The sequence below is a fragment of the Ornithinibacillus bavariensis genome, from assembly GCF_018333235.1.
In the GTDB taxonomy this organism is placed as follows: Bacteria; Bacillota; Bacilli; order Bacillales; family Amphibacillaceae; genus Ornithinibacillus; species Ornithinibacillus bavariensis.
The window spans coordinates 137,894-150,822 of sequence record NZ_BORP01000003.1; the positions used below are offsets into that span (position 1 = coordinate 137,894).

The 12,929-nt window shown below is 36.6% G+C and carries 14 protein-coding genes; 3 read left to right on the plus strand and 11 right to left on the minus strand.

From position 1 onward, the window contains the following. Positions 1–19: 19 nt before the first annotated feature. The 6 genes from KI338_RS09335 to KI338_RS09360 form a co-directional block, all read right to left on the minus strand. Positions 20–730 carry an ABC transporter permease gene (locus tag KI338_RS09335; protein WP_212920740.1) on the minus strand — a complete coding sequence of 237 codons (711 nt, stop codon included), beginning with the start codon at positions 728–730 and terminating at the stop codon, positions 20–22. Further along, on the minus strand, positions 727–1,575 hold the full coding sequence (locus KI338_RS09340; RefSeq protein WP_212920741.1) for an ABC transporter ATP-binding protein: 849 nt from the start codon (positions 1,573–1,575) through the stop codon (positions 727–729). Before KI338_RS09340 ends, KI338_RS09335 begins: the two co-directional genes overlap by 4 nt. Before the next feature lie 110 nt (positions 1,576–1,685). After that, a complete protein-coding gene (locus KI338_RS09345; RefSeq protein ID WP_212920742.1) occupies positions 1,686–2,726 on the minus strand; it encodes a LytTR family transcriptional regulator DNA-binding domain-containing protein in 1,041 nt (346 codons plus the stop codon). Between the two features lie 330 nt (positions 2,727–3,056). Beyond that, positions 3,057–3,683: a TetR/AcrR family transcriptional regulator gene (locus tag KI338_RS09350; RefSeq protein ID WP_212920743.1), complete on the minus strand. Its 627-nt coding sequence runs from the start codon at positions 3,681–3,683 to the stop codon at positions 3,057–3,059. Between the two features lie 87 nt (positions 3,684–3,770). Continuing rightward, a complete protein-coding gene (locus KI338_RS09355; protein WP_212920744.1) occupies positions 3,771–4,796 on the minus strand; it encodes an ABC transporter permease in 1,026 nt (341 codons plus the stop codon). Then, positions 4,793–5,521, minus strand: coding sequence for an ABC transporter ATP-binding protein (locus KI338_RS09360; protein WP_373306336.1), 729 nt, complete (start codon positions 5,519–5,521; stop codon positions 4,793–4,795). The genes KI338_RS09355 and KI338_RS09360 overlap by 4 nt, the downstream gene beginning before the upstream one ends. 172 nt (positions 5,522–5,693) lie before the next feature. Here KI338_RS09360 and KI338_RS09365 point away from each other — a divergent pair, with 172 nt between their 5' ends. Together KI338_RS09365 and KI338_RS09370 are read left to right on the plus strand one after the other, a co-directional pair. Continuing rightward, positions 5,694–6,134: a hypothetical protein gene (locus tag KI338_RS09365; protein WP_212920745.1), complete on the plus strand. Its 441-nt coding sequence runs from the start codon at positions 5,694–5,696 to the stop codon at positions 6,132–6,134. Between the two features lie 88 nt (positions 6,135–6,222). Next, positions 6,223–6,420, plus strand: a complete 198-nt coding sequence (locus KI338_RS09370; RefSeq protein ID WP_212920746.1) for a hypothetical protein — start codon at positions 6,223–6,225, stop codon at positions 6,418–6,420. A gap of 46 nt (positions 6,421–6,466) precedes the next feature. Here KI338_RS09370 and KI338_RS09375 read toward each other — a convergent pair whose 3' ends face one another. The 3 genes from KI338_RS09375 to KI338_RS09385 form a co-directional block, all read right to left on the minus strand. Then, positions 6,467–8,416, minus strand: a complete 1,950-nt coding sequence (locus tag KI338_RS09375; protein WP_212920747.1) for an FUSC family protein — start codon at positions 8,414–8,416, stop codon at positions 6,467–6,469. 162 nt (positions 8,417–8,578) lie between these two features. Next, positions 8,579–9,403: a squalene/phytoene synthase family protein gene (locus KI338_RS09380; RefSeq protein WP_212920748.1), complete on the minus strand. Its 825-nt coding sequence runs from the start codon at positions 9,401–9,403 to the stop codon at positions 8,579–8,581. Between the two features lie 194 nt (positions 9,404–9,597). Next, entirely contained in the window at positions 9,598–10,614 is a 1,017-nt protein-coding gene (locus KI338_RS09385) for a hypothetical protein (protein WP_212920749.1), read from the minus strand. A gap of 205 nt (positions 10,615–10,819) precedes the next feature. Here KI338_RS09385 and KI338_RS09390 point away from each other — a divergent pair, with 205 nt between their 5' ends. Continuing rightward, the gene (locus KI338_RS09390; RefSeq protein ID WP_212920965.1) at positions 10,820–11,974 is read left to right on the plus strand and encodes an AI-2E family transporter; all 1,155 of its coding nucleotides are present in this window, start codon (positions 10,820–10,822) and stop codon (positions 11,972–11,974) included. A gap of 145 nt (positions 11,975–12,119) precedes the next feature. Here the strand turns inward: KI338_RS09390 and KI338_RS09395 are convergent, their stop codons facing one another. Together KI338_RS09395 and KI338_RS09400 are read right to left on the minus strand one after the other, a co-directional pair. Further along, the gene (locus tag KI338_RS09395; RefSeq protein ID WP_212920750.1) at positions 12,120–12,269 is read right to left on the minus strand and encodes a hypothetical protein; all 150 of its coding nucleotides are present in this window, start codon (positions 12,267–12,269) and stop codon (positions 12,120–12,122) included. 148 nt (positions 12,270–12,417) lie between these two features. Next, positions 12,418–12,924 (minus strand): GNAT family N-acetyltransferase, encoded by a 507-nt coding sequence (locus KI338_RS09400; protein WP_212920751.1) that lies wholly within the window; start codon positions 12,922–12,924, stop codon positions 12,418–12,420. Between the last annotated feature and the right edge of the window lie 5 nt (positions 12,925–12,929).

Consider the following 12,929-nt stretch of genomic DNA (forward strand, 5'->3'; position numbering starts at 1 on the left):
CGGACACTCTTTTGACTTTTTATTTATCTATCTCTCGCTTCTTATACACTACAGCTGCTAGAATAATTGTTACTACTCCCCAAGCAAGTAGAATAGCTAAGTGACTCCATAATTCTCCAAACCCTGCGCCCTCTTCCACCTTATAAGCGAAATCAACTAATTGTATATTTGGCAAATACTCAATAAAAGAAAGTACAGGATACTTATCCACTAACATCATTAGCATCGATCCAAAACCAAATAAAAAGATAACTGGTAAAAAGATAACAGATGCTTCGACAACGGTACGAGTTAACAGTCCAAAAACAGTACCAAGCGCTAAATAAAATAGCATTGAAATAAAAATGGCAATCGAAACATACACAATATTAGCTGGTTCATACCCCGTAATCATAGCACATAATACAATAGTGACGACTGACAAAATGAAACTAACTAAACTCTTTCCAGTTAAAATATCCGCAACCGAAGCTGGTGAAAGCATTAACCCTCTTAATGTATGCTTTTCCTTCTCTTCCGCAATAACCGCACATTGGATAAATGCAGTTACAGAAGCTAAGGTTAGATTAATGATGATATAATGGATTTCTAAGTTAGCATCATACATTTTTCCATATAGGAAAGCCATTAAAAATGGCAATATAAAAATTGAAGTAACATACAAGTTTTTGGATAAGTCCTTTAAATCCTTCTGAAAAATAGCGTAAATCCGCTTCCATGATAGTGTCATACTAATTCCCTCCCTGTAATCTCAACGAAAATATCCCCTAAAGTAGGTTCATTCGAATGAATAGAAACTACTTGATTACTAGACATATAGTTATAGACCTCTTCTGCCCCTTCTTTTCCACCAGGAAGGTTAACCACTTTTCCATCCCTTAGCTCAACAGTTACACTTCCGTCTGAGAATTGTCGGCGTAATGCCATTGGTTCATCAAGCAACTGGATTTTCCCTTTATGAAGAAAGGCAACCCGATTACATAAGGTTTCTGCTTCACTCATATCATGCGTAGTTAAGAAAATCGTCGTTCCTTTTTCATTTAATCGACGTAACCCTTCATGAATTTGCTTCGAGTTAGCCGGGTCAAGCGCTGATGTTGGCTCATCCAAAAATAATAGCTCTGGTTCATGAAGCAAAGTTCTAGCGAGCAATACCCGCTGAAGCATACCCTTTGAGAGCTTCGATACAATTTTCTTCTTTTCGTCAGCAAGGTTCACTAATTCCAGAACCTCATCCATCCGCTTTCTCGGCACATCATATAGATCACAATACAGCTTTAAATTGTCTTCAATAGAAAGACGCTGATAAAGACCACTATTATCGGAAAGCACTCCAATTCTCCGACGATAGGAACCAGAATTTAAGGAAGAATTTTTAACACCAAATACTTCAGCCTCTCCTGCGGTTTGCATTAATTGACCAGTTAAAATTTTGATGGTCGTCGTTTTCCCCGATCCACTTGGTCCTAAAAATCCAAAAGTTTCCCCTTTTTTTACACTAAAGTTTACATCTTCTAGTGCTGTTTGATTTCCAAAAACCTTTGCAAGATTTTTCACTTCAATAATATTTTCCATTTTACTCCCCCGTGATGGTTGTTTTTTGTTTACATCCTTAGATTAATAGATATCAAGGGTTTTGACAGCATTTTATCCGTGAAAAGAGTAATATTTGGGTTGAATGGAGCTTATTTTAGTCCCAATAACTCCTTTAATTGGGTCATTTTTGTCTTTGATAGTGGTATCGTCGATTTCGGTTTATCATCTAATACCAAACTGAAACTGTTTCTTGTCCAAGTAATCACTTCTCGAACCTTTTGCAGATTTACAATATAAGACCGATGACAACGGAAAAATCCAAATGGCTTTAATCGTTCTTCTAATTCATTCATCGTAAAGACACTTGGAAAGGATTCCCCTTTTGTGAAAACAGATGATACACCATCATTACTTTCAATATAATCAATTTCTGTTGGATCAAATAAGATAATCTTGTCGTTTACCTTTGTCGGAACCTTATTTAAGTTAAATGTAATTGGCGAATCTTCTTTTTTCTCTTCTTCCCCTACTTCTTCTACATCACTTTCAACTTCTACAGCTTCTTCAACCTGATGGAGACCGTTTTCATCTAACCGAAAGATATGACCTGCTAGGGTAATTGCACTTTCCATGATTCCAGTTAATATTAGTACTGCTTTTCCTTCTTTTTTTAAGGCTTGCAATATATTTAATAAGACACGCTTAGACTCCATATCAATGTTTAAATCTGGTTCTTCAAATATGTATAAGGCAGGGTCTTGTAATAACAGAAGTGCAATTTGTAATCTTTTCTTTTCAGAGAAGCTTAGTTTACTAACTTTTTTATTTTTAATTGACCCTAATTGGGTGATATTTATAATGTCATCGATAATTTGCTTAGAATCATATAATCGTTTAACAAATCTTATATTGTCTAATATGGTTAATCGTTCATAGAAGTGCTGTTCAAAGAAACAAAAGCCCACCCTATGTCGGTATAATGGTTTATCTTTCATTTTTTCTCCTAGTATTTCTATATCACCATTATAGATTTCTTCTTTTCCAAGGAACATGTTGAGTAAGGCCCTCCGAATATTGATATTCGAATATATTGCAGACACTTCCCCTTTTCCGACATGCAGGCTAAATGAAGGAAACAATAAAACATCCTTCTCTTGCTTTTCTAAATTTTGTATGGATAAGACGTTCATGAAATCACAATCCCCTGTTTTTTAAGATCTAAAATTTTTTTAACACTCACTTATATAAGTTATCCTATAAATAGTAACCTTCTTATCCAATTTTTTCTAGAATAAATTTAAAGATTAATACTTTATGAACTAGTTTTTTACCATATTAAAAGGCTCGAGCTCAGTAAACTACTGAATTCAAGCCAGGTAATTGGAATAGCTAACAAATCCTTTGTGTTCCGAATTATATAATTCATTCTTATGGCTATTAAGCCAATTGTACATATTATTACTTTTTATTATAGAAAAATAAATCGATAAATTTTCTTATTAAAAACCGTTAAAAACCATTTAGTCACTATTTTTCACAGCAATCCCATCCGATAATATCTGAATCATTCTTTCGATTTCCGCTTCCTCATCCCAATCCACTTCAGGAAATACTACGTATTTGGCTAGTATATAGGATAAGGTGGATGCAGCAGCAACCCGAATAATTGTGTCAGGATGCATCTCAATAATTTGACCCTTCCCTTGATAATGCCGAATTACCTCACGAAGTCTTTCCAATACATCTTTTCCAATTTGTTCAATTACTTGCTTCTTTAGCTCCTCATGAAAAGGTAGTTCTTGAATAAAAATGCGTAACAATGAAGTATTCTTTTTCACGAACGTTATTCGATTTGCTATCATAGCTCGTAAAAAGTCCTGAAAGGTATCATATTCCTTATCCAATACTTTGTTAATATCCTTCTTAACCATTGGACTAATGACCTTAATCATCGTTGGTGAAACAATTGTCAAAAGCAAATCCTTCTTCGATTTATAATGACGGAATATCGTACCCTCAGCCACCCCTGCCTTCTTAGCAATTTCACTGGTAGAAGTTGCAGCATAACCCTTTTCAGCAAATAATTCGGTGGCTGCTGCCAGGATTCCCTTTTGTTTTTCTGTTAAATGTTGATCATCTTTAAACACGTTCTATCTCCTCTAATCTTCCGTTGTACATACACTATACCTTCATGATACGATATTACAGACCTTAGATACAACTTGATACGTTGTTTATATTTTTCTGTACTTTCTTAATGCTAGTATGTTTAACACAATGAAAAGTATGGAGAATCCGAACAAAACGATTAGATCCATATAAATATCCGGGAATCCATAACCACGAACCATGACATCGCGTAGTGCTGCTGCTGCATAATAAAGTGGCGTAATTGGACCAATCCAGCTCAACCAATTTGAAATTGTCTCCAAGTTAAATAATCCTGAAAAAAATATTTGTGGTACAACAATAATTGGAATAAATTGAATCATTTGCAATTCATTATTAGCAAATGATGAGACAAGAATCCCCAAGGTTAATGCCGTGAAGGATAGCGCTAAAATAATGAGAAGTAAATAGATGAAAGATCCTTCCATCATCATTCCCAGAACATATATTGCATAGGACGCAATAAGGGCTGATTGAACCATGGTTATAATACCAAATCCAAGGACATACCCAACTACAATCTCCCATTTACGAATTGGTGTTGAGAGAAGACGCTCTAACGTCCCGGTGGTACGCTCTCGAATAAAGGAAACTCCTGCAATAATAAAAACAAAAAAGAATACAAAGAAACCTAATAATACAGGTCCAAAATAATCGAACTGCCCCATGTCACTTGAGCCGTGAAGATAATGAACATCTAAGGGTGATTGTGCCCCATCAGTCAAATTGCTAAAGGTCGACTGTATCCATTTTATGGTTGCCCCGTTTACTGTGGGATCACTCCCTTCCAAATGAACGGATAACTCTTGATTCGAAAAATTAATATACCCGTCAAGCTGTCCCTCTGTTAAATCACGCTTGGCGGCCAAAAGATCATCATATTCCGTTATACTAGCATCAGATAAATCTAACGTATCTATCATTACATCTGGAATTCCAACAAAGCCAATTTTAGGTTCATAATTGTCCCCATTAAAAACAAGATACAGCATAGACAAGACGAGGATGGGAGCTAATAATAGCATTCCGATGGTTCGTTTATCGCGAATAATTTGGCGTAGTATCCTTATCGTTAATGCTTTCACTCTCATATTCCTTCACCCCCGTATGCTAAAAAGGCTTCTTCTATTGAAGCAGTTCTCGTTCGTTGCTTCAACTCCTGAGGTGTACCTACAGCAATGATAGAACCATCACGCATTAAACCAAGTCGATCACATTTTTCTGCCTCATCCATCACATGTGTAGTTACAATAATAGTTGTTCCTTTTTTATTCAAATGAAAAAACGCATCCCAAATTCGCTTGCGTAGGACGGGGTCAATACCAACAGTCGGCTCATCCAGTATCAGTAGCTCAGGCTCATGCAAAAGCGCAATAGCTAATGACAATCTTCGCATCATTCCACCCGAGTAATCAGAAACTAGTTTATATAAGTGATCCGTTAAATCTACTAGTTGCATTACTTCTTGGATTCTTTCTTGCTGTCTTTTTCCTTTTATTCCATACAAATTAGAAAAGAATTGGAGATTTTCTTTAGCTGACAAATCCTCATAAAGTGCATCGGACTGTGCCATATAGCCAATACGATTAATAATTTTTAGATCTGGCATTCTTTGATTTAAAACGATGTTAGTACCTGAGGTTGGAATATCTAAGCCCGATAGCTCCTTAACTAATGTGGTCTTTCCAGCTCCCGATGGACCTAATAGACCAAAAACCTCTCCCTCTTTAATATTCAAATCAAGATTTCTCAGCACAATATGTTTTCCAAATTGCTTTGTTACATGTTGAACAGAAACACAAATTTTCTCCATCATATCATCCCCTCGGTAGTGAGTGATTACTCACATTAAATATACCTCCATTTCCTCAGTTTGTAAAGTGAGTAATCACTCATAAAAATTTTAGAGCCCATTCTTGCCTAATAAACTCCCAATCTAGTCATATTTCCCATATATTAAATCGAATACGTTTTGAGGAGGAGTACGAGTGAATTATTTTGAATCACAATATGAGGATGAGAGGCAATTTAATATGCCTGGGCAATTCCCAGGCGGTGGTCAAACTGGAGGATTTTTCCCAGGAGGACAATTTCCAGGATTTCCTGGCGGGGGGCAAACAGGAGGAACTTTCCCAGGAGGACAATTCCCGGGATTTCCTGGGGGAGGTGGGCAGACACAAGTTCCTACTTCACCACCACCTTCCTTTACACCACAGCAGCCACAATTCCAGACATTTGCTGTTGACCCAGGAGCTATTAGAGGATGCCTATTTCGGTATACATTCATATGGTTGGAGAATGGAACAGGATTCTGGTTCTTCCCAACCTTTGTAGGAAGAACCTCTGTAGCTGGATTTAGATGGCGGTTCAATCATTGGTCTTACTTTGGCATTGATTTGAATCGTATTGCTTCGTTCCAATGCTTCTAAGCTAGGAGCCTATTTCACTAGTTTTATAATGGTATAAAAAACAGATACCCCTTCTTCTGCATAAGCTATAGTGGAAGGAGGGATATCTGTGTTGGATAGAATAGTTAGCTTATATATCGCAGCTATTTTGGCTGGATTTGCATTAGCTTTTGTACCAGTATCGGCACTTATAACCGCTCAATTTAAAAGCATCCTAATACTTGTTGGTGGCATTATCATTGTTATATTTGCAATTGCAATTATACTTCTAGCATTAAAAGCACTCTTAGAAAAGCTTTTTAAATAACTGAATTACTTATTATCTCCATAGAGACCCGATGTGGTCTCTCTTTTTATGATAAATTGGTTATAGACTGTTCCCTAAGCTGGAGGGCTCCCTGTAAATCTTTTATTTCTTTGACAACATGTGGAAACCCATCAATCTGTGGTATTTCTCTAATGGTTATCTCCTGATTAAACTCTGCCGACTTTGCCATCATTTCAAATACTAATAATAGCTGGGCTAAATCTGCATCGGTAAGGCATACTCTTTGGTCGACCTTCATAGCGGATACTAACAGATTACCCAATTGCTCAACAGAGAATATTACTGGCCATATATATTCCAGTGACCGTTTATCAGCGGACACCTCTCCTAAGGCCGTTGTAAATAAGATAAGTAAATTATTTAGGTTTGTTTGCATCTTCCTTAATTCACTACTGTCCTTCAGTGCTAATCCTTTTGGTTTCTCAGAAAAAAGTAATACCATAAATTGTATTTGACTGCGAATTGTCTTCGCCATTGTATGTGCTAGCCTACTGGATGCAGATTGTCTCCCAATAATATACATACCAATTAATCCAATCATACAGCCTATGAGAATATCTGTAATCCGTATCATAGCAAAATGTCCCACATCGAATATTTGCGTGGAGTTCTCTGTCATAAATATAGCTGTCGAGGTTACGAATAATACAGCAAGTGCATAATTTATCGGTATTAACAGCTCTGTTAAGAAGGTTAGCATTAAAATATATAATGCAATTAATAACCCATCCGGTTGAAAATGCAAAAGAGCAGTGGCAAGAAAGACTCCGATAATTGTTCCAGTTGCACGTTGAATAGAACGGTGAAACGTGGAAATGACCGTTGAACCGAGCATAACAGCTGCACAGGATAAAGGAATCCAATAGGAACGTTCAAACCCTAATGTAAAGGCAATTAATAGCGCTATGAAAAGAATAACACCGTATCGTATAGAAGACAGAAAAATGATAGAATTTTGATGGACTGATCCTTTGAATAGCCTTCTAATGGGAGGTATCATTATTTTGTTTTTTTCTGGTATCTTTTTGGAGGTGCCATTTATAATTTTTTTTACTTCTTTTACGTTATTGGCAACCTCTGAATCTCCCACATCGTCTAAACTATCTTCCAGATCATTATACTTATCTAGCTTATCAATTCGAGTCGCACACGTTCTTAAGGTATGAGCTATTTGTGGCGAAAATCTCTTTTCACCAGCAGCACAGGTTTTTAAGACATTCACGTACATAATATTTGCTTCCTCATAAAGTAAGTACAGCTTCTTATACAATGCCGATTTGTCCCAAGAGATGTACCCTGCATGAATGATTGACCCTGCTTCTTTAATTCGCATTAATGTTAGATGTCTTGCCTTTGAAAAGTCATTGGTATCAACAGCTTCTATAAAATCAGCCAGTTGCATATACAACCGCTTTAAAGCAAGCGTTTCAGGACCTCTAGGCTTAAAAAACCACCCAACCATTGCAACGGCCAACGATAATAATCCTCCCAGTAGCACAAACCAAGACCGTAATAATGCCTGTGATGGATCAATTGGCATCGAGGTCGTAATCGTAAAGGCTAGAACAAAGAAAATTGCCGCTGGCCCCGGTAGCCTTAACACTCCAAATACAAACGTTACGAAAGCCCCGGCTAGTGCTACAACGATGGCTAAAATATATGGATAGGGTGCTAGCAGTGTTCCTATCCCAACCGTAAAGGATAGACCTAATAAGACAAAGAAAAGCTTCTTTGCACGTAATGCATATGGCTCATTAAACATATAAAGATATGTAAAGCTTCCTAGACTTGCTAATAACCCATAAGAGAACTCCCCAGCTAAAACTGCAATAAATATTGGGATAGAAGCACATAAACCTGCACTAAAGGCCTTCACCCATGGTATAGGATTTTTCTTAAGTTCAAATGCTTGTTTAATGGAATGTAATAAACCCGTCGAAGGCTTCGAGAATCCATTGTGCCTTTTTGTACTCAACTATATTTCCCCTCTTTCAGGCAGTGTATCGTATTTAGACTTCCCCTCTGTATACGAAGACATGTATAGTAAACGAATGGTTAAGTTACATTTTTGTAGAAAGAAAGTTTTCATATTCGCCTTTTTCCCCAAAAGAAATAACACAGCAATAGGCCGTGTTATCTATTCATCATTATTTAAGATTTCATTAACGGTCATTTCTACTTCTTGGCGAGACATTTTTTCGTTGCCACTTTTTAGCGCATGGAGTGTACGGTAGGCTAGTGCCAGAGGAATCCTACAAAAGAGAATAATATTCTTCGTCTTAATCGATTTCATGTATTCATCTGCTTTAGCTAGATTCGCTTCTGCATATTGGAACATATCCTCCCGGCTCCAATTATTGGGAAAGAACCTTACCCCTCGGTCTAAGTCCTCTTCCTGATTTCTGAGGACATTAACAGCTTGTAAACCTCGTCCGTATCCAATTGCCAATTCGGGCACAGTTTCGGTATTATCATACCATTTCCAGATGTCCGATAACATAACTCCTACAAGACCAGCAACATAATACGTATAATCATCTAGATCTTCTTTCGTTCTAATCTGCCAATTCTTTTCTACCCAATCTGCCATCCCATTTGCCATAATACTTGTAGATTCCAGAACCTTATCAACAATACCTTCTGGGCAAAAGGCAATCCAATCACCTAAGCGCTTTGTTACCTCTGGTAATTCATTTTCATATGGTTTAATAATTTCCCCATAGGCCACCGAACTAAATTTACCTTTCAGTAATTCGCCTGTGGATCGTAATAGATATTGTTTTGCTTCTGGATCCAGCTGCTCATGATCTTCTATTTCATCTATTGCTCGCATACAAAGATAAGCAGAACCAACTGTTTTTCGTAATTTGGGTTTAAGAATTTTAATTGGGATATAAAATGTTCTGCTAGTCTCTTTTAGCATCTGCATTGCTTCTTTTTCTAACCTCGTAACGTCATTCAAGCTGGTATATCCTCCTTAAAACTAATACATAGGGAAAATAACGTGTATGAAAGGGATTCCTAGAAAGATAGCTCTCCTTAGAATCCCTTGATATTATCAAAACCTGCTTCATTATTTATATATTATTCGTTAACATACATTAAGTATAACAAACTTTTTTGAGGATTGCTTGAAATAACTCACTTATCCGTTTTCTAATCAATGCTTATGGTTACTTTTTGACTAATTGCTTTACCATCATCTTTCTTATAAACAAGGTCCCCTGACAACCTTTCTCCATTTTCACCATAGGCTTCGATTACATGTTTACCATTATTTCCGTCTGCAGGATCAACCTCAATCTTAATATCATACTTAGAAACACCCTTTATTCTACTATCCTTTTCTGGATCCTTGATGTAAATTGTTGCAGTTCCATCAGGGTTGATGTATGTAGAACCACTAAATCCAGAAGTAATATAATTTGGAATATCTGCAGTTCCGCGAATAAAGGTATCCTCTATTAAATTACTTTCAATTTTAACTACCACATAATCTTCAAACTTTTCCACAGTTGGTTTCATCCAAACAGTTGGATTTCCTAAATCATCCGGTTTATTCCATTCTGGTTCTATAATTGAAAAGGATTGTGATTGACCATCAAATACAATGGTGTTACGAAAGGCTGCTTTGCTATACATTTCATCCTCATAGGAGTCATAATAAATCCTAGCAAATCCCCCTTTAATACCTTCTGAATAATGCTCCTTTATTTTGTCATCAGATTGATCACCCGTTTTGAAAGAGAGTTCCACATGTAATAATCCCTCAAACCCATCAGGAACACCCGCTTCTATTTCAAAGGTCCCATTACTATCAACATTTCCGGATCCATCGCCCCCGATAAAGGTCCCTTCTTCAGGACTAATATCTAGTGTTAGCCGCGATTCCGGTAATAAATTAGTTACTCCTTTAGCAATAACTTTATTTCCCTCTAATTCAATATTGCCCTCAAACCAAACCTGTAAATCTCCTTGGTCCTTTGGGGCATTTGTTCCCTCTACTTCAAAGGAAACTTCTTCCGATTCCTCTTTCTCTTCACTTTTATTTTGATTGTTCGATTTTTGTTCCGTATTGTTTTCCTTTTTATCTGGTGAATCTACCTCATTTTTTCCACAGGCTGTCATTAAGAACAATACGCATAATAATATGATTAATTTTTTACTTTTCATTTTTTAAAATAACCTCCGCCATAGTTATGATTATTCCAACTATTATCATAGGCATAGGTCCAATCTATCAGCAACAGGTCTTTTTTCTCAATTTTCCAACCAATCATCCTACATTTTGACTAAATATCAGTTATAATACTCCTATGGAGATGGAATAAATCTACTTCTTCTACTATAATGAAAAATAAAAAGGAGTCCCAACTTGATGAATTCTGAAAATCGATTTATTAAATTCCTTGGGGGGAAAAGTGTCGTTTTTGCATTGTTGTTACTAATTTTAATAGGATTTACGATTTTCCTTTATGAAAAGATATCCTATATTTTTAACCCATTACTTGTTATTCTATCAACGATTACTCCCCCAATTATTCTAGCGTTTATTGCTTATTATCTATTGAATCCTATCGTGGACTTACTAGAGCGTGTTAAGATTAAACGAATCTGGGGAATTGTAATTATTATTATCGGGATAAGTGGTCTGCTAACAGGTTTAATTCTACTTATTGCACCTGCTATTGAAGCCCAAGTCACCGATCTAGTAAAGACTTTACCAAAATATGTACAGCGCCTGTGGCTTGATATAAATGACTGGCTAGAAAGTTCCTTTGTTGCCGCATATTACGATGAGGCCTATAATTGGGTCGTTTCAAATTTCAGCAATATTCCTGGCATCATTGGTTCTTATTTAGGAAATGCGTTTGCCGGAGTAAAAAGCTTCGCCAGTACCGTAACGAACTTTGTCGTGGCAATTGTAACCTTTCCAATTATTCTTTTCTTCTTACTTAAGGATGGAGATCGATTTAAAGCATATTCTTTACGTTTATTGCCACCAAGGTTTCGTGATGATGTAAATCAGATCTTGAAAAATATGGACGCACAGGTGGGTTCCTATATTCAAGGTCAGATTATTGTTGCTTCTTGTATTGGTATTCTGTTGTATATTGGGTATTTAATTATTGGATTAGATTATGCCATTACACTCGCAATTGTTGCAGCATTACTTAGTGTCGTTCCATATCTTGGACCGACCATGTCAATAATTCCTGCTGTTATTATTGCTATTGTGGATTCCCCATTAATGCTACTAAAGCTTGCAGTCGTATGGGTAGTAGTACAATTTTTAGAGGGTAACTTCATATCACCAAATATTATGGGGAAAACAATGAAAATTCATCCATTAACCATTATTATCGTTCTTCTTGTTGCAGGGAATTTGTTCGGATTAATTGGGGTAATCCTTGGTATTCCAGGATATGCCATTCTTAAGGTGCTAGTAACCTATGTGTTTCAGAAATTTAAAGAACGCTATAATCGATTTTATGGCAAGGATTACGGTGCCTATCAGGAACAAGAAAAATAAATTAAAAGGTTGTTTCTACGGGAAATCCCAAACGAAACAGCCTTTTGTTTTCCTACGTCAATGCATTAATAAATACTTGGGGTTCACTATTTTTCACTTCTTATATTGCTCCGATTCTACCATGCTAAACTGGTTCCGTTTTAATTTAATCATCCTTTCGCAATACCAATATCGACAAAATCCCAAGGCCAAAACCTACTGCACCACCTGCTTCAGTATTATGAAAAAACATCCCGATACCTGTACCTGCAATTAAAAATCCCAAAAATGCTAAACCACTTCTTACATAGTTCATATTTAGAACCCCCAATATATAATGTCATAATTACTATATTCAAAGGATTCTATTTTGGTTAATCATTCATAAATTAAATTTTTATTGATACATTGACCTTTCAATAGCCTTGTTAGCTGAATAAGGCTAGTAACAGAGATATTTTCGTCTAATCGACACCTACTATACTACTTCTCCGTTCTAGTAACACAACATCACGCCACTTATTATTTAGCTTTCCCACTCTTTTTCTCGTTCCTACAATTTCAAAGCCATTTCGGATATGCAGGCTCATACTAGCAGTATTCTCTGGAAAAATTAATGCCTGCAGCGTCCATAGCCCTTCTTCTTCACTTGCTATTATTAATTCTTTAAGCAATAAAGAGCCTACTCCCTTACCGGAACTATTGGCCGAAACATAGATACTCACTTCTGCAACCCCACGGTAAGCTTCCTTATGAGCTGATTGACTTAGAGCCGCCCAGCCTATGACCTGTTCACCATAGCAAGCTACTAAACGACAGCCTTCGAGATGACCATTGTCCCACTCTTCCCATGAGGGTGGTTCCGTATCAAATGTTGCGTTACCAGTCTCGATTCCCTGTCTATAAATTTCTTTGACACAAGACCAATCCTTCTTCTTCATCTGCTGTACAAATACTGGTTGATTTTCCATAATAA